We start from the raw sequence: 22,551 nt of genomic DNA, 5'->3' as shown, positions 1-22,551 counted from the left end.
CTTATATTTCTCGCATAAACGCTTACCGTCTATAAGAGACGTCCGAAGGCGTTTTTGCTTGCATCCTCATCTTAAGAGTTTCTGGCAAATAGAAACATGGTTCATATTTAAGAATGATGTAGGCATTTTTTAGCGAATGTAAAAAGCCGGTTCAGGGTGTAATAATTTCAGTTATACTTGGTTTACACATCATTTTCTATATGTAAGAACTTATAACAAGGTGGTTCTCATGAATCGAAACTTTCGCTTAGTCAGCCGTTATCGCCATCTTCCGCTCCAATTTAAGCTGTTGTTATGGTTCGTCCCCCTGCTTCTGGTGACCATATTCGCTATGGGCTGGAACTCGTATCAGATCTCTTCACAGCAGGTTGTGGAGAAAATGAAACAGTCACAGGATCATCTTACCAAAAAAACAGCAGAGCAGATCGATGAGATGGTGCGAGGCATGATATCTTTTTCGAATACACTCTTTCTGGATGAAAGTGTGCAGCGGCTCTTAGCATCGTCTGAAGCACAAAAGGAACGTAATTCTGTATTTAAGACCGTTACCAATCTTATGGTTGCAGGCAATTCTATACAATCTCTAATTCTGTATTCTTTAGACGATAACAACGGAGCAGAGCCTTTTGCTGCGAATCAGGCAGGATTGACGACAGGGATGAAGTTCTCGGATTTTATCAAAACCTCGTATTATAAAGAAGCTATTCAAGCAGCAGGCAGCCCAACCTTTGGACTATCCAGGCCGACTGACGGCATTTTTGTAGGGGATCATTATCATAAGATTGTGCTTTCCAGAATCATCAAGAATATTTACACATTAAAGCCGGCAGGACTCGCTGTGATCGGTGTGGATGCAGGGAAGATTGGTAGCCAATATCTCGACAATGCTGAAGATGATGTAGATATGTTCGTGATTGACCGGGACGGGCTGATCATTACGGCTTCGAATCCGGGCTGGATTGGCAAAAGAGATCTGGAACTTCCGTATTTTGCGGACAGCGATCCTAAGCTGACTGTGAAAAAAAGGCTGGAATCTACAGCGGATCATAAACAGTGGATTGTGTCACATCTGCAATCGGAGACGACAGGCTGGTATGTGGTGGTGGCTCATTCCAAGCGGCAGCTTGTTAAAGAGCTCGGTCAGATTTTACAGGTCACGATGACGATCGCTGTTCTGTGTTTAGTAGTTAGTCTAATGGTTACTTGGCTGGCAGCTGCCGCGATCACGAAACCACTGAAGAAGCTTTCCCGTTCGATGCGCAGACTGCAGACAGGTGATTTTACGCAGCGGGTATTTTTTGAAGGAAATGACGAGATCGGCTTACTCGGGCATGGTTATAATCTAATGGTACAGCGGATTAAATCGCTCATCAACGATGTATACGCGTCAAGAATGAAGCAGCAGGAGGCAGAGTTGAAAACGCTTCAAGCTCAAATCAGGCCTCACTTTTTATATAACACGTTAAATACAATCTGTTGGGAAGCGGAGAAGAAGGGAGATAAAGAAATTGCCGATATGGTGTATTCTCTATCTCAAGTGTTCCGACTGAGCTTAAATGATGGACGTGATACGTTTACTTTGGAACAGGAAGTGGAGCTGGTATCCAATTACTTGTTCCTGCAGAAAAATCGCTTTAAGGAGCGTTTTGAATTCGAAATTTCTTTGGATGAGAGTATCAAGGACTTCACAGTACCGAAGCTGCTGCTGCAGCCACTAGCCGAGAACGCAGTGATTCACGGGATTGAGCCGCTGTCTGGAAGTGGACTAATATCCGTTCGCGCTTACCGTATAGAGAAGACTATTGTGCTTGAGGTACAGGATAATGGTGTAGGGATCACGGCAGATAGACTTCTAGAGCTACATCAACGTTTAGCGAGGGGGAATTCTTTACCTGAGGAAGACAATGTAGGACGCACAGGATTTGCGCTCATGAATGTGCAGGAACGACTGGCCTTATTTTTTGCAGGAGCCTCTTTACAACTAGAGAGTGTAGAAGGAGCAGGCACACGTATTATTATTCATATCACTGTGGAGGGTCCATAAATGATGAAGCTGCTGATTGCTGAAGACGAAGATACGATCCGTGAGGGCATTGTAAATATGATTGATTGGAAGTCTCATCAAATTGAGGTCATGGGCGAGGCGGGGAATGGAAGTGAAGCACTGGCTCTAATGGAGAATGAACAGCCCGATCTTTTGTTAACGGATATTCGTATGCCACAAATGGGTGGTCTCGAGCTGATTGAAGTCGCACGGCGCAGAGGTTATGGATTCCGGTCCATTATTTTATCAGGATATAACGAGTTCTCTTATGCGAAGCAAGCAATCGCCCTAGGTGTTGTTGATTATGTGCTGAAGCCATGCCGTCCTGAGGAAATTCTGAAGACGGTATTGAAGGCCAAGGAACTTATTGAAAGACAACGAAATCAGGAGGATGAACAGCTTAAAAGAGATCGGTCCTGGCATAAAAATGCACCGCTTGTTAAAAGTCAGGTTCTATCCCAGTGGATTTACCATCCACCGGTTCCGCTAGAACGGCGACAAGAGCTGATCGGAGAGTTATCTATGGCGATTGGTTCAGAAGGGCCGCAGATTGGTCTTGTCAGATTCGATTTTGACTCGCCTTCCACTGGAGGTACGGGACAGGATTTCGTACTTATTCGTTACGCAGCGTTAAATATTATCAGTGAGACATTGTCACCGATCTATAGAGGAAAGATTGAGACTTTTCATGACGGCAATAATTTGCTCTGGATTGGCAGCGGCATAGCCGGAACGGATCCTCGCAAGCCTTACCGAGCGCCCCTTCAGTTGAAGGAGCAGATTGAGCAGCTGCAAAGTAATCTGGAGAAATACCTCAAACTGTCGATCAGTATTGCCGTTGGCTCCTGTCGCTTGAATATTTCCGAAGCTCACCTGTCTTATAAAGAAGCGCTTCAGGCCATGGAATCCCGCTTTCTGAACGGGAAAGGCGGCGTTTATTTTTATACAGAAGGCTCGGGAGTTATTGGGGGTGGCGCACAGGAGATCGGGATATTAGATGATCCTGAATTAAATGTGCTGGAGGATGAGATGCTTGTGGCTGTTGGTGCTGGGAGCAATGAGCAGGCACTCGATCTGCTGGAGAAATGGCTGGATCGTTTTCGCGGCAACCCGGGATGTCTCAAGCAAGAGGTGAATATCCGGGCAACTGCTTTTGTAGTTCGATTAAAGAGACTTGCGCAAGAGAAACAAGTTGCTGGCTTCGAATGGAAGCAGCATTTGGTCAATTGGATGGAGCAGGCTCCACAGATAGAGACGTTGGAAGAATTGTCTACGATTTTGAATAAGGTTATGCAGAACGTGGTGGAGGCCTTTTCCAAACATCGTCCGCTGCATCGCACAGTAGTCACTGCCATGGAGATCATCCGCAATAAATATAATACCAATCTGACACTAGAGTATGTCGCGAAGGAAGCCTATGTTTCTAATACTTATTTAAGTTCGCTATTCCGTCAGGAGCTTGGTGTGAATTTTCTCGATTACTTGCATCAATACCGGGTAGAAGAAGCGAAAAAGCTGCTCCGTCAAAATCTAAAGATGTACGCCGTTGCAAAGTTGGTAGGGTACGGTGAAGAGCGTCACTTCAGTGCTACGTTTAAAAAATGGACTGGACTTACACCTTCACAATATCAAAAGGGATTAGGGAAGTAGGGGGAATTTGTTATCTACTAGGCTCTGTGTGGTTAAACTCTACATATAGCTAAATAGGAGGTAACGGAGTTATGAACCCCAAATGGTGGAAAGAAAGCGTCGTGTATCAGATTTATCCGATCAGCTTCATGGATAGTAACGGAGATGGAATCGGAGATTTACAAGGCATTATATCGAGACTGGATTATTTACAGGACCTAGGTGTAGATGTGATCTGGGTCTGTCCTATTTATAAATCACCTAATCATGATAACGGGTATGACATCAGTGATTACTGTGACATTATGAAGGAATTCGGTACGATGGATGATTTTGATAGGTTGCTCAGGGAGTTACACGCACGTGGAATGAAGTTGATGATGGATTTGGTGCTGAACCACACGTCACATGAGCATCCTTGGTTTGTAGAATCCAGGTCGTCGAAGGACAATCCTAAACGGGACTACTATATTTGGAGAAAAGGTAAAAATGGCGGTCCTCCGAACAACTGGGAATCTTATTTCAGTGGCTCGGTATGGGAGCTTGATCCGGGGACGGATGAATATTATCTTCATCTCTACTCCAAATACCAGCCCGATCTGAACTGGGAAAATCCTGTAGTCATTGATAAGCTGCATGAGATGGTGGAGTGGTGGCTGAAGAAGGGCGTGGACGGATTTCGTTTTGATGCAATTGCACATATCGTGAAGACGAAAGGGTATCCAGATGCAGACAACCCGAACGGAACACCTACTGTAAGAGCCTATGGTATGTTCTCCAATCTGGAGGATGTACATACCTTGCTACAGAATCTATACGATAAGGTGTTATATTTCTACGATATTATGACAGTAGGAGAGACCTCGGGTCTCGGACCAGAGCAGGCGCTGGATTATGTAGGGGACGGACGTCGGGAGCTGAATATGACTTTTCAGTTTGAACATATGTTTCTGGATGCCGCTTCGCCGGGTAGCGGAAAATGGGATGTGGTGCCCTGGAGTCTGCTTGAGCTGAAAAAAATCATGAGCAACTGGCAGACGGTTCTGCATGACAGAGGCTGGAATGCAAACTATTTATGTAACCATGATCAGCCGCGCTCGGTGTCAAGGTTCGGGAACGATCTTTTTTACCGGATTCCTTCGGCTAAGATGCTGGCGACCTTTATTCATATGCTGGAAGGCACCCCTTACATTTATCAAGGAGAAGAAATTGGCATGACGAATGTATGTTTTGATTCCATTGATGAATACCGGGATGTGGAGACCCTTAATTATTATGAAGAAAAGCGAAAAAACGGTGTTCCAGAAGAGCAGATTATGTCTGCGATTCATCATAAAAGCCGAGACAATGCCCGTACCCCCATGCAATGGGACGATGGACATGCAGGTGGTTTTACAACGGGTGAACCTTGGCTTAAAGTGAATTCCAACCATATGGAGATTAATGCCGGCAATGCAGTTAAAGATCCGGATTCCATTTATAACTACTATAAACAGCTGATTGCGTTAAGAAAAAAATACAAGGTGATCGTCTACGGATCGTATGAGCTACTGCTTGCAGAACACACGGAGATTTATGCGTATACCCGAACTTTAGAGGATCAGCGATTGTTGGTTATTTTGAATTTTTTTGATGGATCGCCTGAATTTGAATGGCCGGCAGAGTTTAAGCCAGAGAACATGGAGCTGTTAATTTCTAATTATACCGTGGAGAAAAACGAGGATATTCAAGATCTCAAGCTTCGTCCTTATGAAGCAAGAGTCTATTTGCAGCAGCTTCAGTAAAGGAAGTTTCAATAAGAGTTGTCATTAAAGGCCAAGTGGTTATGATGATGACTCTTCTTTGAGTTTGTCAGCAAAAGACTGTACAATGGCGTTACATTGGCATAGATGAAGTGGAGTTGTGAGATGACGTCAGTAGGAGGAGGGACAACATGACTGAATGGTATGAAAACAGCTTCGGAGAAGATTATCTGATCGTATATAAACACCGGGATTTCTGTGGCGCACGTAAAGAAGTGGATCAGATGATCGCCTGGCTGAGGCTGCCTCCAGGATCAAAAGTGCTGGATTTATGTTGTGGGATGGGACGTCATTCTCTGGCACTTGCGGAGGAAGGATACGAGGTTACCGGCGTAGATTTGTCGGAGGTTTTGCTGCGTGAGGCTCGATCTCAAGTCGGGGCGGAGAAGGTAACCTGGCTTCGTTCCGATATGCGTGATTTACCACTGGATGGAGGGTTCGATGCTGTAGTTAATCTGTTCACTTCTTTTGGTTATTTTGAAAAAGATGAGGAGCAAGTAAAGGTTCTGCGTGAAATTTATCGTTTGCTGAAGCCGGGTGGCAAGTTCGTGATTGATTTTTTGAATCCTGCGTATGTGATTCGTCATCTGGTGCCGCATTCTAAACGTGAGGATGGAGACAATTTGATCGAGGAGTCACGCAGGATCGAGGATGGGTATGTGAAGAAGGACATCATTTTAACCACTAAAAATGACCCTACACCTCGTCAATATCATGAGCGTGTGAAGCTATATTCACTGGAGGAGTTCAAGGAAATGATCGAGGCAGCAGGCTTACAGCTCGAAGCTGTACATGGCAGCTATGAAGATGAGGTTTATGATGCAGAAAGGTCCACGCGGATGATCTTTGGTGGAATACGTCCGTAGATGGTATCCGGAAAAAGATTCAAAGGTGGTGAACGCTCCATGTCTAAGGCGGAGATTACTTCATGGGATCAGAACATTCTCCAGATCTCGGTGCCCATGGACTCGCCTCTTCGTCAAGTGAACAGCTACATCCTTCCTGATGAAGAGGGCAGAGTCACAATTATTGATCCCGGTCCGCGTAGCCCGGATACAGAGAATTGCTGGCTCGGCATCCTGCAGGAGCTGAACTTATCGTGGAATGAAGTGCGGGATATCGTCGTCACGCATCACCATCCCGACCATTACGGATTAGCCGGCTGGCTGCAGTCGCAGAGTGGCTGTAAGGTGTGGATGACGGAGCGCGCCCATGCGGAGGCAAGGTTGATGTGGGGGGGCTTTGGTGATGATGCGGGGAAAGACGCGAAGAATGCAGGGAACGGTGCGGGACATGACTTGGATATAAATGAGATTTTGCCGGTTTATTTCACCCGGCATGGGATGACAGATCAGTGGTCGAACGGAATTAAAGCGCACTTGGAAAGCTTTAATTCCCAAGTGGAGCCACAGCCTGTCGTGTCTTATTTCAATGTGGCGGAGACCTTCAAGATGGGCGGCCGTGAATGGCTGCTCATAGTTACCGGCGGACATGCGCCGGGGCATGTGAGCCTGTATCATGCTGGCAGCGGGCTTATGATCTGTGGGGACGCTGTGCTCCCGCAGATCTCGCCCAATGTCAGCCTGCTGCCGGGCAGCGATCCACAGCCGCTGCAGACGTTCCTTCAGGGGCTGCGGGAACTGGGCAGCTACCCGGTCAGCATGGCGTTCCCGGGTCATCGCGAGCCCTTCGCTGGCTTCGCGCACCGGGTAAATAGCCTGCTCGCTCATCATGAGGAGCGGCTGGATACAGCGGCGGCGCTGCTTACCAGCGGTCCGCTCAGCGGATTCGCGGTATGCGAAATTTTGTTTCGCAGCCGGGTAACCACCGTTCACCAGATGCGCTTCGCGATGAGTGAGACATTGGCGCATTTGGCGGAGTTGGTGCGCCGGGGACGGGCAGTCATGCTGGAGGCAGACGGCGGCTTCTTGTTCGCCGCAGCTGAAAGTGCAGGAGAGCATATCAGTTAGAGTATCTTGCAAGCAAGATCGAATTGTACTGGAAAGTATAACTTGTTCAAGAGCAGTCCTGATTGTGGGGACTGCTCTTTTTTGTATTTGAGTAACCTTGTCCCTCCGTCCCTCTTATCATCCTTTGATCACTTCCATATTCATGCGTTAGCGTATGTATTCGGACTCAGATGACGCTATTCGTGGATTTTAGGGTATTTGAGGTTAGTATTGGACCGGAAAGGCGTTATTACTTGTGCAGAATAGTCTTTTGGGTCATTTTTGAGCGAATAGCGTTTCTGGAATCCGAAAGTATTTAAATTAAGGGTGATTTGTGAGTATAACGTCTCCTGAGTCCGACAACGTGGCGAAACGCTTCAAAAGTCGTGCAACTAAATGATATATGTGGTGCAGCTAAATGCTGGTAGTAATTATAGGGAATTTCACCCTGTAATTTTGGGTTTAAGGATTCTAGAGCTGTTTATAGGGAATTTCTCCTTATAATTCTACTGATTTGGCTATAAATTGAGATTTTCATAGAGATTATAGGGAAGAATTCCGTATAATCTCTGGATTTGAGCCAAAATCGTTATTTTATAGGGAGGATTTCCCTATAGCCAACGAGCCCTGTAGAACCTCCACAGCAGAACCCCCACCGTAGAACCCCTCGCCCGCTACTCACAAAAAAGCGATTGTTTCAGAGTTTCATTTGATATTTCATTTGATATATCTGGAACTCCTCATTTTGATGGATCCGAAACTCACTCTGGCGTTTCATCATATTCCGCAAGTTTCCTAGCGGCCTCTTCGCGGTCCTCCGGTGTATGAGGCAAATCCAACTCAATTTCGCGTTCCGCTTGCTTGCGGTGTGCGATTCGGCTACTGGCTGCTGCCGCCACGGCTCCGACGATGTCGTCGAGGTAGGTATGGATCTGTCCGGTGCTTTTGTCATTTAACCTTTGAAGAACACCTGGCTTCAGCTTGTCCACATAGCCATAGTTGGTAAATCCGATACTGCCGTATACGTTCACGATAGAGAAGGCAAGAATCTCATCTACGCCGTATAATCCCTCATCATTTTCGATCATATCCTGAAGTGGGGAGAACAGCTTGCCCTCTTCTGCCATTACATCTAATTGAATGCCTGTGAGTACTGCATTTTGTACTTCGCGTTTACTAAGCACCATCTCTACATTATGGATACATTCATCCATCGTTAAATTCGGATAGTATTTCTGTTGCAGGAACATAACGAGTTCCGCGATTTCTTCCAGGTTTACTCCACGCTTGTTCAGCCAGAATTTGGTCGCATCTGCGACGGCCTTGCTGTTCAGACTGTACGGTATTTTTTCGATTTTTTCATCAGCCATGTTCAGTCACCTCGTTGTTTAGTAAGTCATTTCATTACAGCAAACGTTAGTATGATGTTAAGGACTGTTGTTACCTCAGATTGTACGTTTACCGGAAGTATTTGTCCAGAGAGGGAAGTTTCAGTGACCTGAAATCCAGCTCCTACTTGAGATGAAGAAGTAGTCCAAAGGCTTTTCCAACAATTTAGGATAAGCTGTTGTTATTTTTTGGACAAAGGTCTCGTATACATAGCAGTACAAAGCCTATCTAACCTTGAAAGGGGTAATAAATGATGAAACCTATGCAACAAATCCGCGGAATCTCCGCAGTCTTCCTGATCGCAGTTCCACTGACACTGTCTGGCTGTGGATTGTTTGGTTCAGAATCGGCATCGATTGACGCTCCGCCACCAGAGGTGGAAGCGCAAATGTTACAGACTAGTGGAGATACTACTTTGGATTCAGGTGTATTCGGTCCGGTGACACAGGATGATACACAGACCACGGTTAAAGGTAACACCAAAACTTCACAGAGCAATGCTTCCGGAGATCGGACAACCGTATTTTTGGAAGATGGTAATGGATTACTCGCTCCGGTATCCCTCAGCTTGCCAAAGAGCAAAGATTCCAGCGCAATTAAAAACTCGTTAATGGCATTAGTGAGCAAGGGGAAATATGCCTCATCAGTGCCTGAAGGATTCCAAGGCGTTCTTCCAGCTGGAACGGAAGTAAAAGATGTTACGATAGACAAGTCGAATTCAGCTGTTGTCGAATTTAATTCAGAATTCAATAATTATGATCCTTTAGAGGAACGTAAAATCCTCGAAGCTATCACTTGGACGCTGACCGGTCAAGATGACATTAAAAGCGTACAGCTCTGGGTAGATGGTAAAAAGCTCACAGAGATGCCGCTTCAAGGAACTCCGCTGGATCGTCCATTAACCCGCACAATGGGCATTAATTTGCCGAAGCAAGGTCCTCTTCTGATGAACTCCAGTGCGGTTACTGTTTATTTTTCCACAACATCTCCTGACGGTATCCAATATTATGTTCCTGTAACCCGTTTTGTACCCGCTGGACAAGAACAGCTGACTGCTGCTTTGAACGAATTGATCGCAGGTCCTGAATCCGGAAATGGGCTGGAAATGGTCATGACGGAGGGAACGATACTTGATTCCGTTGACGCTGGGCAGAACGGTGTAGTTACTGTATCTTTGACGGATGATATGTTCACAGATGGTAAAGGTGTACCCGCTGAAATGCTGGAATCGGTCGTACTGACGGTTGCTCAAAATTCAGATGATTCTCTTGTGCAAATTCGGTTAAACGGCAAGGAATCGATTACTGATACAGATAATGTGGACTACAGCAAACCTGTTTCCGCACCAGAATATTTGAATGAGATCCCGTTATAGAATGACTCTGTAAGGTTTAAAAGATGCTTTTGTGCCTCCTCTTTGGTAGAATAAAAGTTGCTCAAAAAAACGTTACGTCCCAAGCAGTATACGACTCGCTATTTATAACGGGGAGACGGGACTCACGCTAAACTATTAGCTATACGATGTAGGAGGCAGAAAAGATGAGATCAAACGGGCGAAACGACGACCAATTACGGCCGCTGACAATAACAACCCAAACGAATAAATATGCTGAGGGCTCCGTGATCATAGAAATGGGAGATACCAAAGTCATTTGTACGGCTACAGTAGAGGAAAAAGTACCTCCGTTTCTTAAAGGACAAGGAAAAGGCTGGGTAACCGCAGAATATTCGATGCTTCCTCGGGCCACTCAATCCCGTAATCAGCGTGAAGCTGCACGCGGTAAGCTTACCGGGCGCACCATGGAGATCCAACGGCTGATCGGACGAGCGCTTCGTTCTGTAGTGAATTTACAAGCGTTAGGCGAGCGTAGTATTACATTGGACTGTGATGTGATTCAGGCGGATGGTGGTACGCGGACCGCTTCGATTACAGGTGCTTTTGTTGCCATGGCATTTGCGATTAACAAAATTGCACTTCAGCACAAGTTGCCTGTGTTTCCTATAACAGATTTCTTGGGGGCAATCAGTGTCGGTGTTGTAGGGGATAAAACGCTGCTGGATTTAAATTATGAAGAAGATTCCAAAGCAAAAGTAGATATGAATGTAGTGATGACTGGCGGCGGTGCCTTTGTTGAACTTCAGGGGACTGGCGAAGAAAGACCGTTCACTCGTCAAGAGCTGGATCTTTTACTGGGTCTAGGTGAGAAGGGAATCTATGAACTGATTGCTGCGCAGAAAGAAGCACTGGGAGCGATTGCTCTCAAAATCCCATCCGGCCAGCCGGGCCAAGAGGTGTAGCATGAAGTCTGACGGCGGTATTCTTATTGTTGCGACGAAGAATAAGGGGAAAGTACGTGAATTCGAGCATGCTTTTGCCCCGCTAGGGCTGACAGTGAAAAGTATGTACGACTATCCGGATCTGCCCGATGTGGTAGAAGACGGAGCCACTTTTGCCGAGAACGCCTTTAAAAAATCCAAAGCCGTAGGTGATGCCCTTGGAATCCCGGTCCTCGCCGATGATTCGGGTCTTTGCGTAGACGCCTTGGATGGTCAGCCGGGTGTGTACTCTGCACGTTATGCTGGTGAAGATGCTACGGATGGTGCGAATAATCTGAAGCTGCTTAGCGAGCTGGAGCGATTGAAGCAGGGGGAAGACACTGACCAGCCTTTGCTGAGCACAGCTAGGTACGTCTGCACTTTGTCGCTGTATGATCCGGTTTCCAAGCAGGAGCTAACCGCAGAAGGTGCAGTCGAGGGCTGGATTACCTCAGAACCTTCCGGTGCTGGCGGATTTGGTTATGACCCGCTCTTCTATCTCTCGGAGCATGAAAAAACTATGGCAGAGCTTACGCTAGAAGAGAAGCAGCATATCAGCCATCGAGGAGTTGCACTGCGAATGCTAACAGCGAAGCTGGAGAAGAAGCTGGCAGCTGAAGGCGAACTACCACAGGAATAGAGCCTTTTTATACAAAACAGGGTATCCAAAAGCCATTGGCTGCTGGATACCCTGTTTTTTTGCAATCACCTCGGAAACTAAGCACCGAACTTCGTATGGTTGTTATATTTGCAAGTTTGTCACCATTACCGGACACAGCTGATCTTAAAAGTGGCTTTATACAAATAACGTCATGTGAATCCGTAAGACATAGGGTTGGAAATTATTCGGCACTATAATAAATGTGGAGCTTTTTCATTGGCTGGATTATAACAGCTTCCAAAGAGCAGGTGTGGAACCTGGCTCCCACCCTTGAAGGGAAGTGTGAGGCTGCAAGCATGAATATGTTTTTCCATTATAGGTGACAACGTCACCTACTTTGTAAGCAACCCCTGTTATCCAGATTGAGCCTCCCGTAGGTAGTGGAGTTGGTGTTGCGATTGCTGTAGGTGTTGGGAGAACAGTAGACGTTGGTGCCACTGTAGGTGCCAACGTCGGCGTCACTGTTGGAGCTACAGTTACCGTAGGTGTAGACGTTGCGGTTTCGCATGTGCTGATGAATTTCCAGACGCCATTAGCACCGCTAAGATCGGGACGATCTCCTTGCGTCCACCACTTGGCTTCATATAGTGAACCGTTGTAGGATACACGCTGTCCCCCAGTGTACACGCCTGTCGCACTCCAAGTTGCTGCCGAACATTGTCCCGGCGTAGGTGTTGGAGTTACGGTTGCGCTTGCGCTTGGCGTTGAAGTAGGTGCTATGGTTGCAGTCGGCGTTGCAGACGGTGTCGTGGTTGGAGTAGGTGTTGGTGTTGCAGACGGTGTTGGCGTTGGTGTTGGCGTAACGCCTCCATACAGTTTGTCGTATTCCTGCTGGGACGAGCTTCCGTTCAGTGTAATGCGTTGCGGACCGCCCGAGAAGTTCAGCTTCATCATGCCTGGAATTTCCAGTGCAGCTCCGTTTGCAATCGTTTGGGAAGCCGTCCCTGTAATACGGTAGCGGTTAAAGTCCCAAGCCGTAGAGATTTGTTCTACAGTACCTGCTCCCCACGCAGAGGTCAAGGTTGTTGTTGTCGGTAGATCGAATTCCAGCTTCCAGCCACCAGAGATATCCGTACCTGTGTTATTCGTTATTTTCAAGGAGTAGGTATAATTCGGATGATCGTAAGTACCGCTGAAGTTAAGGCTAAAGTTCTGAGGCGCAGGAAGTTGTGGCTTCGGTGTTCCACCTGGCAGAGAGGCTGTCTTAAGCTGGTCATAGGCAAAATCGGTCAAAGCGTTGCCGTACGTATAGGTGCCATCACTCTTTTCAGAATAGTCGCCAGTCAATTCCCAGAACATCATCCCTCCCAATCCTTTTTGCTTGATATAATCCAGTTTGTAGCCGAGAGATTCCTTATCTTCATACGTAAGAAATACCTTTTTGTCTGCGTTATACATATATGGGGTTTTGGTAACAGGATCGAAATAGCGCTTGTTCGCTGGGTCCTTGAGCAGATTCAGCACATGCCAGATTGGATTTGCGCCAGCCGGCTGCTCTGGTGCAGGGTCATTCCAGATTCCGTATATGCCATCGGCTCCACCTCCGGTTGTAGGTGCTGTACCGTAAAGACCGGTGTTGTTGATGCCTCCATTTACATTCTTCCAGCCACGTGAGTAATAAGGAACTCCGATAACGATTTTTTCCGGTGGAAGCGTACCCAAATAGTATCGAACGGCCCAGTCGGTATTCAGAACCGGAGTGCCCAGCGCAGCGGTTTCTGTATCGCGAGAATCTGGGTACAGGGCGGAATGCGGTCCTACATATCCATTCCACGCACCGTGGAAATCATATGTCATGAGGTTCGCCCAGTCCAAATACTGGTTAGCTTCCCCTAACTTCATCCCGCCTAGAATCCAGGAGGAAGCGGTTGCGGCGATGGTTAGGTCATATTTCTGATTATCCTGTGCACCTGCCTGATCCAGCTTTTCGCGAAGCTTTTTCATCAGGAGAACATAGTTGTTGTAGTTCACTGTACGCAGCGGCTCAGCTACGCCAAAGTCATTCGGGTTACCTGATTGGCCAGTGCCGGATGGGTACTCCCAATCAATGTCTACACCGTTGAACTGGTACGTACGTAGAAAATCCACGACACTGTTCGCAAACGTCTCGCGACCTGCTTCTGAATTGGCCATGTTGAAAAAACCACCAGAACCCGACCAGCCACCAACCGAAATCAGGGTGCGGACATCAGGATAAAGCTGCTTATACTTTATAAGTTGGTTAAAATGTCCTTTAAACGGCAAATTCGTTAGCTGGTTGGGATAATCTTTTTCGATCGCTGCTGTACGGTCCATCAAATCAATCTTGTTCGTTTGAGGGTTTACCTTCGCGAATGCATAGTTAATATGAGTGATTTTATCCCACGGTATTTTGTCGACAGTATAAAATCCTTTGTTCTCCTGATCTCCCCACTCCGGGAAATAAGCAACAATTTTACGCGGATGATCTGCAGCGGGAGCAGGAGCAGCTGGCGTTGTTCCTGCTGCTAAGGCCACTTGCGACGATCCTCCTGCACTTGTGTAAAGCGGGAGCAGAATGATGGCGCTCATTAAGGCTGCAATGTAACGTGCGGATTTACTTCGCCTATTTCGTGTACTTATCTTCATTTAACATTCCTCCATAGGGGATAATATGATTTCACGGGTAGATGGAACGATGATTCCCTACGCGCAAATCGGAATCTTAATTTAGTTTCCAAAGAGCGGGTGTGGTCGCCGGTTCCCAGCCTTGAAGTGAAGTATGGGGCTGAAGGCAGGTATACGTTTTGGCATTGTAGCTAACGACATCACCCGTTTTGTAGGCGATTCCTGCTGCCCAGCTGGAACTTCCAGGAGTCGGTGCTACAGTAGGCGCTGGTGTCGGAGTTGTCGTCGGTGCTACAGTTGGTGTCGGTGTTACTGTTGCGGTTGGTGTGGCAGTTGCTGTTGGCGCAACAGTTGGCGTCGGTGCTACTGTTGCCGACGGAGCCGGCGTTGCTGTTCCGCACAAGCTGATAAATTTCCAGACTCCGGAAGCACCGCTAAGGTCGGGACGATCGCCTTGGGTCCACCATTTGGCTTCATAGACTGAACCGTTATAAGAAACTTGCTGACCGCCCGTATATACGGCTGTCTGGCTCCATGCCGCTGCACATTGTCCCGGAGTAGCTGTTGGCGATGGAGTTAACGTTGGTGTCGGTGTTGAGGTTGGGGTTACTGTAGCCGTCGGTGTTGGTGTTGGTGTTGGTGTTGGTGTTGGTGTAGGCGTTACTGTTGGAGTTGGAGTTGGTTGCACAACTCCACCGCCAAGATCGGCGTTTAGTTTGTTGGTCAGTGTTTTGTTCCGGTCCCCACTTGTTTCCCAGAACATGGCGCCTGCAAGACCTTTTGATTTGAGATAACTGATCTTATGGCCAAAGGATTCTACATCGTCATAGCTGATAAAAGTTTGATTCGTTGGATTATAGAGATAAGGCACTTTTGATGTGTCATTCCAGTAACGGGTATAGCCGTTTTTGTTAATATAATTAGCTTCGAGGTCGTAGAAATCGTAGCTGCCCTTCTCCCATGTACCTGTGGACGAAACTCCAGAGGACAATTGGTATTGGCCATTTCCTGTTGCCGGAGCGCCACCCCATCCTCGACCATAGAATCCCATACCGAGAACTAACTTGTTTGCGGGTACGCCATGATCTAAATAGCTGGTTACTGCTTTATCGATGTTGAAATTTTGCGGTTCGGTCAGACCTGAGGCAGAAGCGGCAGGGTCATAATACAAAGGGGCATTGTGACCTGTAGTCTTATTCCAGCTTCCGTTAAAGTCATAGGTCATAATATTGATCCAATCTACAATGGAAGCAATACCTGCAAGATTATTGTTATTGACATACGTCGGGCCTGCCCCGGAAGCAATGGTCAGCAGGTAGGTTTTACCGTCGGTCTGACCGGCAGCATTTAGCTTTTCACGGATTTTTTGCAGAAGAAGGATATAGTTCTCCTTGTCTTCGGGACGGTAGCTGTTCCCTGCGAGCCCACCGCTAACTGGGTACTCCCAGTCGAGATCGACACCGTCCATTTTATATTTACGAATGAAGTCTACCGCAGAGTTGGCAAAAACCTCACGGGTCACAGCGGTGGCCGCCACATCCGAGAAACGGTTCGACCAAGTCCAGCCTCCAACGGAGATCATTGTCTTCAGGTTGGGGTTCTTTTCTTTCAGCTTCCACAGCTGCTTCAGGTTACCTTTGATGGGGTCATCCCATTTGTCATCTCCAAAACTCTTACCGGTGTCAATCCACGGGTCACCCAGTACGATCGTGCCGTTCGGAACGTTAATGGTCTGTGCTTGCTCATTTTGACAGCTCCAGGTTACTGGATTCGGGCCAGTTGGGTCGGGGTTGCCGTGAATGCCATTCCAACAAATATCTGCGAAGGCGTAGTTAATGACATTCATTTTGGTAGGATCAATATCGGATACATTGTAAGCCCGCCCATAAGCGGCCCAAGATGCGTAATAACCAACCAGTTTATAATCCTGTGCAGCGTTGGCCGTTTTAGCACTACTACCCAGGGTTGAAAAAAGTGTCAGAACAAGCGCGGCGATCATCGCGATCGCAAAGGTTTTGCGTGAACTTTTTTTCATGAATATCATTGATTTTCTACCTCCGAGGTTTAATGTGTAGTTCGAAAACTTTTCGGCAAGAAATCCCGATGTTCACCTCCCGTAGTTTGAAATGGACCTGTACCTTCACCTGTGCGTATCTCTCATTCTACCGACATCCAATTCATAGATTTAGCAGCCCCAAATAGCCGTCCTCATGAAGCCTCACAAGGTAAGTAAGCGCTTTCTAAACTGCTGTTCTAAGAATTCCTTTTCTAATAAACTTGTAGATATAACAATGCTGGTAGAGGGTAGGATGGGTAGAAGAGTTGGGTTGGAGTTGAATAATTAGGATGAATTTCATATATATGGGTGGAGGCATTTCTTATTTTCAAGCATAGAGCGCGATTAAGCTAGGGATAAAATTCGGGAATGTAGGGGGAGATTTTTCTTATTGAAGGATACATATTTGATCGAGGTTTGATAGATTGGGCGCATGTCCTATTTTTCAGGAAACGTATGCAGAACACATAACCTTTGATGTCATGAATATAAATGATATACATGCCTGCAATATTTTTACGGAAATTACGCAACGCATCGCAGGTTCTTTTCGTTATAGTAGTATTATACGGAAGGTGGTGGGTTCACCGATGGTTGTGTGGGTGTTATGGCTGATCGCAGCCGGTGTCCTGTTTGTAGTAGAGATGATGACGCTTACTTTTTATCTGTTGTGGCTCAGTATAGGTGCATTAGCTGCTGGTTTGGTCTCGTTGATTGCTCCCGATGCTATTTTGTTTCAGGTGGTTCTCGGATCACTGGTCGCACTTGGTCTTACTATATTCTCGAAACCACTGGTTTCTAAATTTCGCAGCTCACGTGGGTTCAAGGATACCGGTACAGAAATCGTCGGCAGGCAAGGTGTCGTCGTTGAGCCTATTGAGCAAGGACAGTATGGGCAAGTCAAGGTAGGTGGAGATACGTGGAGCGCAAGCTCGGTTCAGTCTCTGGGCAAGGATGAGGTTGTAAGAGTAGTGAAGAGAGGCACGACGATTATTGAAGTAGAACGATGGGGGGACATGAACTAATGGAATGGGCAATTATCGGAATTATTATTGTGGTGGTCGTAGTATTTGTGGCATTAACAGTCAAAATCGTACCACAACAGCGGGTAGGTGTAGTGGAACGTCTCGGTAAATTTAATCGTCTGCTGACTCCGGGACTGAACATTCTGATTCCTGTAATTGATCAGGTGCGTACGTACCATGATTTAAGAATCCAGCAAGCGAATGTACCTCCACAAACGGTAATCACGAAGGATAACGTGCAGGTGCAGATTGATACAATTATTTTCTATCAGGTGGTTGGACCAGAGGAAGCAACCTATGGCATTTCTGATTATGTATATGGGGTAAGAAACATTTCGACGGCAACAATGCGGCAAATCATCGGTAAGCTTGAATTAGATGAGACCTTATCTGGGCGGGAAAAGATTTCGACCGATATTCGGTTGGCTCTTGATGAAGCTACAGAGAAATGGGGCGTACGGATTGAGCGTGTGGAAGTCATTGATATCAAGCCACCGCTGGATATTCAGGAAGCAATGGATAAGCAGATGAAAGCGGAACGGAGCAAGCGGGCGATTGTCTTGGAAGCGGAAGCTGCTAAGCAGGATATGATCCTGCGTGCTGAAGGGGATAAGCAGAGTAAGATTCTAAAAGCAGAAGGTGACAAGGAAGCACGTATCCGCCAAGCAGAGGGTTCACGGCAAGCACAGGAGCTGGAAGCTCATGGTGAGGCGAAAGCCATTCAAGCGGTGGCCGAAGCTGAAAAAACACGCATAGAGCTGATTCGCTCAGCAGGTCTGGATGAGCAGGTGCTAGCTTATCGCTCCTTCGAGGCGCTGGCTGAAATCGCTAAAGGTCCTGCGAATAAAGTGTTCCTGCCAACAAGCGCTGTTGAAACGCTGGGAAGTCTTGGGGCGATTGCTGAGGTATTCAAAGCGAGCAAGGATAGTAAATAGATTTTACAATTCGCGCTTCTTCCGTTAAAGTAAAAAGCAAAAACAACCTTATGCATACGAAGCTATTGTTGCTCATGCAAACTTTGAAGGAGAGAAGCTACCGTGACAAAAGAAATCTCACCGCTAGTTGAACTGCTCGGACTACAGCCCCACGTAGAGGGTGGTTGGTACAAAAGACTTTGGAATTCAGAATTTGAAATTTCCCAGGAAGTGCTAGGCGATAGCTATTCTGGATCACGTCATTCGGCATCTTCCATTTATTTTTTGCTTCACGAAGGCGAGCAATCTGATTGGCATACGGTATTGTCCGATGAAGTTTGGTTGTGGCATTCCGGTAGTCCAATCGTGCTTAGTCTGGGAGGTACTGGAGATAAGCCTGAGGATGTGCAGGAAGTTATTTTGGGTCTCGATATTGCTGCAGGCCAGCAGCCACAAGTGGTTGTTCCAGCGGGAGTATGGCAGGCCGCGCGTACGTTAGGTGAAGAACCGACGTTGGTCTCCTGTATCGTTTCTCCAGAATTCCATTTTGATGATTTCAAACTAATTGAGAAATAAAGAAGAGCGGAGGCTTTATATATGCCTCCGTTTTTTTATGAGGATTTTGGGAATGATGAAGCATTCTGCTATACTTTTGTGATAGCGCTTGCTTCTGAAGCGTGAATTTAGGTTAAGTAAGATTAATGAAATAACAATAAGCTTGGAGGGTTAAGCAATGAGTGAATTGAATGCACCGTTCTCGGGAGGTCCGACTTTAAATGATGGAGTGACTATGCCGTGGCTGGGCCTTGGCGTGTATCAGACTAAAGATGGGGAAGAGGTTATTCACGCGGTCAAGACCGCAGTGGAGCTTGGATATCGCAGTATTGATACGGCTGCTGGTTACAATAACGAAGAAGGTGTAGGTCAGGCTATTCGTGAATGTGGAGTGGCCCGTGATGAACTGTTTATTACGACGAAAGTGCGCAACCCTGATCAAGGCTATGAATCAACTCTGAAAGCGTTCGAAGTTAGCCGGCGCAAGCTGGGGCTGGACTATATAGACTTGTATCTCATACATTGGCCGGTGGCAGGAAAGTATCGGGAGACTTGGAAAGCTCTGATTCATCTGCAAAAAGAGGGCCTCATCAAATCTATTGGCGTGAGCAATTTTCAGATTCATCATCTGAAGGATATCATCGAGGACACTGGCGTGGTTCCAGTGGTGAATCAGGTGGAATTCCATCCGCTGTTGACTCAGCGCGAGCTGCTGAAGTATGCCAATGAGCAAGGGATCCAGCTTGAAGCTTGGAGTCCGCTAATGCAAGGGAACCTGGATCTTCCCCTTCTTAAAGAACTGGCTGGAAAGTATGATAAGACCCCTGCTCAAATTGTACTTCGTTGGGATTTGCAGCAAGGCGTCATTACGATTCCGAAGTCAGTACATGCGGATCGAATCAAGGAAAATGCAGGATTCTTTGACTTCACGTTAAGTGATGAGGATGTTAAAGCCATCGAAGATTTGAACAGAAACCATCGTTTCGGTCCCGATCCGGACAATTTTAATTTCTAAAAAATTACGAATACAAGCCAAACAGCAAGCCGCCGATACGGGGACTTGCTGTTTGGCTTGTCGCTTATTGGATGGAGACGTTATATTTACGCAGCCAGAGATCTACTTGGGCGAGGTAAGCAAAGAGCTGAGGACCGGACATGAGCTGGCCGAACCAAGGCAGATTGGTAGAGGATTCTGGGGAAGCGGCGATCTCACGGATTTTGGCAGCATCAATTAATGGGAGTATAGGTGAAGTAGAGTCATCTAGAATATTCAATACTTGTGTTCGTACTGCGTTTAAATAGGCTGGATTGTGTGTTTTCGGATAAGGACTTTTTTTACGATATAGCACATCATCTGGAAGAATTCCCTCAAGCGCTTTGCGTAAAATCCCTTTTTCACGACCGTTTAGGTTCTTGATTTCCCAAGGAATATTAAAGACATATTGAACGAGGCGATGATCACAATAAGGAACACGTACCTCTAGTCCGGCGCCCATACTCATTCGGTCCTTACGGTCGAGCAAAGTAGGCATGAAGCGGGTGATGTTTAAATAGGACATTACGCGCATTTGTGCTTGTTTACCTGTCTCCCCATCCAATGTTGGGACTTCGGCTACTGCATCACTGTATCTGTCACCCAAATATTCCAGCGGCCGAATCCATTCATTAACTTCAGGGGATAATAGACTGGCACGCATTTTAGGAGCAACAGACCAAGGGAAAGTGCCTGAGGAGAGCATTTCCTCCCGATGGAACCAAGGATAACCGCCAAAAATCTCATCGGCAGCTTCGCCGGAAATGGCTACAGTAGCATTCTTTTTAATCTCACGGCAAAATAAATACAAAGAAGAGTCCACATCGGTCATCCCAGGTAAATCGCGTGTGTACAGTGCATTATCAAGTGCTTCTACAAGCTCTGGTGTATCAAACGAGATATAGCGATGGTTCGTATTTAATTCATCGACCATTCGCTTAATCCATGGACCATCTGCTCCGGGCTGAAAAGTATGGCTCTTGAAGTGCTTGTCGTTATCGACATAATCGACGGAATACGTATCCACTCGTCCTTGACCGTTTCGGTTGTAGTAGTCCACTGCAAGTGCTGTTAACGCACTGGAGTCCAGCCCTCCTGACAAGAGGGAGCAGACAGGAACATCTGAGACCAGTTGGCGTTCGAGCGTATCCTGCAGCAGTTCACGCACCTTAGTAGCTGTTTCTGCTTCATTATCAGTGTGTTTTACGCTTTCCAGCTTCCAATAAGCATAACTACGCAGACCTTCACGGCTATAGATCATGGCATGCCCAGGACGAAGTTCCTGCATATCCTTATAAACACCGTGTCCTGGTGTACGGGCTGGACCGATAATAAAGATTTCCGCAAGTCCTTCGGGACCTACGACTGGCTGTACCTTGGGGTGCTGCAGCAGCGCCTTAGGCTCTGAGCCAAAAACTAAGACATCATCCACTTTACTATAGAACAGGGGCTTCACGCCTAAACGGTCACGTGCAAAAAAGACCTGATCCCGAAGACCGTCCCACACTGCAAAGGCAAAGATCCCATTGAGCTTCTCTACACAATCCGGTCCCCATTCGATATAGGCATGAAGCAGAACCTCAGTGTCACATTGGGTACGGAATTGATGACCCCGCTGCTTAAGTTCTTGTTTGAGCTCGGGTGCATTATATAATTCGCCGTTGTACACAATCGCGTATACCTGTTCCTCATGGCGGGTGATCATAGGCTGCGCGCCGTTCTCTGGATCGATAACGCTAAGTCTGCGGTGACCGAATGCACAGGGGCCTGAAATCCAAGTTCCAGCTGCATCCGGTCCGCGGTCTGCTAAAGTTTCAGTCATTTTGACCAGCAACTGCGAGTGCTGCGTGAGATCTCCGCGCCACTGGATAAATCCGGTTATTCCGCACATGATGGTTCATCCTCTCTTTTTGTGCGATTGTTGTCCTTACTTTTTTGCCAAGTAATACAGATATATGCCGAAGGAAGGCATAAAATGTATGTCCTTATCCGAACACTAGGGAAGAGAGGAATTTGCCAGGAGGGAAGGATGACAGGTGTATTATATTAAAGATGCCAAAATTCGCAGAATGATGGAGTATGACGGTGCGCCTTGTGCAGAAGTAGGTGTATTGCCAGGTGCTGTTAGTGATCCTGCACTTTTGGTGTATATCGTAGAAGATCAGCGCGAAGAAGGCTATGAGATTGTCCGTATTCTCACTAATGACGCTGATACTTCTACTGATTGGTTTGATAACAATATGCATGATGCTTTTAAAGATGTGACTTCGAGCGCGTTTACAGGCAGTATGATTATGACGCCAGAAGATGAACGTTCCAAGTTTCAGAGAGAATTAATGACATACGGAGATTTAAAAAAGCAGCTGGAGCAGCATTTTCGGAATCTGGAGTAATATGGAGTAAAAACGAGGGTATCCGTAAGCTATGAAAATAGCTAGGATGCCCTTGTTATTATTAAAATAGGATGAAGATTACTTATTTTCCAAAATGTTTGATCTTGAAAATTCTGCTGAATAGGGTATAATAAATATCGTTGCGTCAATACATATCATTAATTCTTATATGTCCCGGTAGCTCAGCTGGATAGAGCAT

At 46.6% G+C, this 22,551-nt stretch carries 17 protein-coding genes; 13 read left to right on the top strand and 4 right to left on the bottom strand.

What is annotated here, in order from left to right; all coding sequences use genetic code 11:
- Positions 1–229 precede the first annotated feature (229 nt).
- From CA600_RS27550 to CA600_RS27530, 5 genes are all read left to right on the top strand, one after another.
- On the top strand, positions 230–2,044 hold the full coding sequence (locus CA600_RS27550) for a sensor histidine kinase (protein WP_094874329.1): 1,815 nt from the start codon (positions 230–232) through the stop codon (positions 2,042–2,044).
- The gene (locus CA600_RS27545) at positions 2,045–3,694 is read left to right on the top strand and encodes a response regulator (RefSeq protein ID WP_094874328.1); all 1,650 of its coding nucleotides are present in this window, start codon (positions 2,045–2,047) and stop codon (positions 3,692–3,694) included.
- 71 nt (positions 3,695–3,765) lie between these two features.
- Positions 3,766–5,457, top strand: a complete 1,692-nt coding sequence (locus CA600_RS27540; protein WP_094874327.1) for a glycoside hydrolase family 13 protein — start codon at positions 3,766–3,768, stop codon at positions 5,455–5,457.
- 149 nt (positions 5,458–5,606) lie between these two features.
- Positions 5,607–6,341 carry a class I SAM-dependent methyltransferase gene (locus tag CA600_RS27535; protein WP_094874326.1) on the top strand — a complete coding sequence of 245 codons (735 nt, stop codon included), beginning with the start codon at positions 5,607–5,609 and terminating at the stop codon, positions 6,339–6,341.
- A 39-nt stretch (positions 6,342–6,380) separates the two neighbouring features.
- Positions 6,381–7,445, top strand: coding sequence for an MBL fold metallo-hydrolase (locus CA600_RS27530; protein WP_094874331.1), 1,065 nt, complete (start codon positions 6,381–6,383; stop codon positions 7,443–7,445).
- 740 nt (positions 7,446–8,185) lie between these two features.
- Here the strand turns inward: CA600_RS27530 and CA600_RS27525 are convergent.
- A complete protein-coding gene (locus tag CA600_RS27525; RefSeq protein ID WP_094874325.1) occupies positions 8,186–8,794 on the bottom strand; it encodes a phosphatidylglycerophosphatase A family protein in 609 nt (202 codons plus the stop codon).
- Positions 8,795–9,066: 272 nt separating this feature from the next.
- Here CA600_RS27525 and CA600_RS27520 point away from each other — a divergent pair, with 272 nt between their 5' ends.
- The 3 genes from CA600_RS27520 to CA600_RS27510 all read left to right on the top strand — a co-directional run bounded on the left by CA600_RS27520 (position 9,067) and on the right by CA600_RS27510 (position 11,769).
- Positions 9,067–10,188: a GerMN domain-containing protein gene (locus CA600_RS27520; RefSeq protein ID WP_179281759.1), complete on the top strand. Its 1,122-nt coding sequence runs from the start codon at positions 9,067–9,069 to the stop codon at positions 10,186–10,188.
- 164 nt (positions 10,189–10,352) lie between these two features.
- The gene (gene rph / locus CA600_RS27515) at positions 10,353–11,111 is read left to right on the top strand and encodes a ribonuclease PH (protein WP_042130710.1); all 759 of its coding nucleotides are present in this window, start codon (positions 10,353–10,355) and stop codon (positions 11,109–11,111) included.
- A gap of 1 nt (position 11,112) precedes the next feature.
- Positions 11,113–11,769 (top strand): XTP/dITP diphosphatase, encoded by a 657-nt coding sequence (locus tag CA600_RS27510; RefSeq protein WP_094874323.1) that lies wholly within the window; start codon positions 11,113–11,115, stop codon positions 11,767–11,769.
- Between the two features lie 246 nt (positions 11,770–12,015).
- Here CA600_RS27510 and CA600_RS27505 read toward each other — a convergent pair whose 3' ends face one another.
- Both CA600_RS27505 and CA600_RS27500 read right to left on the bottom strand, forming a co-directional pair.
- A complete protein-coding gene (locus tag CA600_RS27505; protein ID WP_094874322.1) occupies positions 12,016–14,397 on the bottom strand; it encodes a glycosyl hydrolase family 18 protein in 2,382 nt (793 codons plus the stop codon).
- Positions 14,398–14,473: 76 nt separating this feature from the next.
- Positions 14,474–16,420 (bottom strand): glycosyl hydrolase family 18 protein, encoded by a 1,947-nt coding sequence (locus tag CA600_RS27500; protein ID WP_094874321.1) that lies wholly within the window; start codon positions 16,418–16,420, stop codon positions 14,474–14,476.
- 602 nt (positions 16,421–17,022) lie between these two features.
- Between CA600_RS27500 and CA600_RS27495 the strand changes: the two genes are divergently transcribed.
- From CA600_RS27495 to CA600_RS27480, 4 genes are all read left to right on the top strand, one after another.
- On the top strand, positions 17,023–17,457 hold the full coding sequence (locus CA600_RS27495) for an NfeD family protein (protein ID WP_094874330.1): 435 nt from the start codon (positions 17,023–17,025) through the stop codon (positions 17,455–17,457).
- Positions 17,457–18,392, top strand: a complete 936-nt coding sequence (locus tag CA600_RS27490) for an SPFH domain-containing protein (protein ID WP_094874320.1) — start codon at positions 17,457–17,459, stop codon at positions 18,390–18,392. The genes CA600_RS27495 and CA600_RS27490 overlap by 1 nt, the downstream gene beginning before the upstream one ends.
- A 102-nt stretch (positions 18,393–18,494) precedes the next feature.
- Positions 18,495–18,947, top strand: a complete 453-nt coding sequence (locus tag CA600_RS27485; RefSeq protein ID WP_094874319.1) for a cupin domain-containing protein — start codon at positions 18,495–18,497, stop codon at positions 18,945–18,947.
- Between the two features lie 157 nt (positions 18,948–19,104).
- A complete protein-coding gene (locus tag CA600_RS27480) occupies positions 19,105–19,941 on the top strand; it encodes an aldo/keto reductase (protein WP_094874318.1) in 837 nt (278 codons plus the stop codon).
- Between the two features lie 64 nt (positions 19,942–20,005).
- On the opposite strand, the gene asnB is transcribed toward CA600_RS27480, so the two are convergent.
- The gene (gene asnB / locus CA600_RS27475; RefSeq protein WP_094874317.1) at positions 20,006–21,850 is read right to left on the bottom strand and encodes an asparagine synthase (glutamine-hydrolyzing); all 1,845 of its coding nucleotides are present in this window, start codon (positions 21,848–21,850) and stop codon (positions 20,006–20,008) included.
- 145 nt (positions 21,851–21,995) lie between these two features.
- Here asnB and CA600_RS27470 point away from each other — a divergent pair, with 145 nt between their 5' ends.
- Positions 21,996–22,352 (top strand): hypothetical protein, encoded by a 357-nt coding sequence (locus CA600_RS27470; RefSeq protein WP_076286059.1) that lies wholly within the window; start codon positions 21,996–21,998, stop codon positions 22,350–22,352.
- The last annotated feature ends 199 nt before the right edge of the window (positions 22,353–22,551 follow it).

It is taken from the genome of Paenibacillus sp. VTT E-133280 (genome assembly GCF_002264385.1).
Classification (GTDB): domain Bacteria; phylum Bacillota; class Bacilli; order Paenibacillales; family Paenibacillaceae; genus Paenibacillus_AQ; species Paenibacillus_AQ nitricinens.
Note: the sequence above shows the minus strand (reverse complement) of the source record. Positions and strands in the feature narration are given on the sequence as shown.

What these genes read in the sequence shown, in the direction of transcription:
- CA600_RS27545 (WP_094874328.1), top strand. Translation starts at nt 2,045, where the DNA reads ATGATGAAGCTGCTGATTGCTGAAGACGAAGATACGATCCGTGAGGGC.
- CA600_RS27535 (WP_094874326.1), top strand. Translation starts at nt 5,607, where the DNA reads ATGACTGAATGGTATGAAAACAGCTTCGGAGAAGATTATCTGATCGTA.
- CA600_RS27500 (WP_094874321.1), bottom strand. Translation starts at nt 16,420, where the DNA reads ATGATATTCATGAAAAAAAGTTCACGCAAAACCTTTGCGATCGCGATG.
- CA600_RS27550 (WP_094874329.1), top strand. Translation starts at nt 230, where the DNA reads ATGAATCGAAACTTTCGCTTAGTCAGCCGTTATCGCCATCTTCCGCTC.
- CA600_RS27530 (WP_094874331.1), top strand. Translation starts at nt 6,381, where the DNA reads ATGTCTAAGGCGGAGATTACTTCATGGGATCAGAACATTCTCCAGATC.
- CA600_RS27480 (WP_094874318.1), top strand. Translation starts at nt 19,105, where the DNA reads ATGAGTGAATTGAATGCACCGTTCTCGGGAGGTCCGACTTTAAATGAT.
- CA600_RS27490 (WP_094874320.1), top strand. Translation starts at nt 17,457, where the DNA reads ATGGAATGGGCAATTATCGGAATTATTATTGTGGTGGTCGTAGTATTT.
- CA600_RS27510 (WP_094874323.1), top strand. Translation starts at nt 11,113, where the DNA reads ATGAAGTCTGACGGCGGTATTCTTATTGTTGCGACGAAGAATAAGGGG.
- CA600_RS27495 (WP_094874330.1), top strand. Translation starts at nt 17,023, where the DNA reads ATGGTTGTGTGGGTGTTATGGCTGATCGCAGCCGGTGTCCTGTTTGTA.
- CA600_RS27525 (WP_094874325.1), bottom strand. Translation starts at nt 8,794, where the DNA reads ATGGCTGATGAAAAAATCGAAAAAATACCGTACAGTCTGAACAGCAAG.
- CA600_RS27505 (WP_094874322.1), bottom strand. Translation starts at nt 14,397, where the DNA reads ATGAAGATAAGTACACGAAATAGGCGAAGTAAATCCGCACGTTACATT.
- asnB (WP_094874317.1), bottom strand. Translation starts at nt 21,850, where the DNA reads ATGTGCGGAATAACCGGATTTATCCAGTGGCGCGGAGATCTCACGCAG.
- rph (WP_042130710.1), top strand. Translation starts at nt 10,353, where the DNA reads ATGAGATCAAACGGGCGAAACGACGACCAATTACGGCCGCTGACAATA.
- CA600_RS27540 (WP_094874327.1), top strand. Translation starts at nt 3,766, where the DNA reads ATGAACCCCAAATGGTGGAAAGAAAGCGTCGTGTATCAGATTTATCCG.
- CA600_RS27520 (WP_179281759.1), top strand. Translation starts at nt 9,067, where the DNA reads ATGAAACCTATGCAACAAATCCGCGGAATCTCCGCAGTCTTCCTGATC.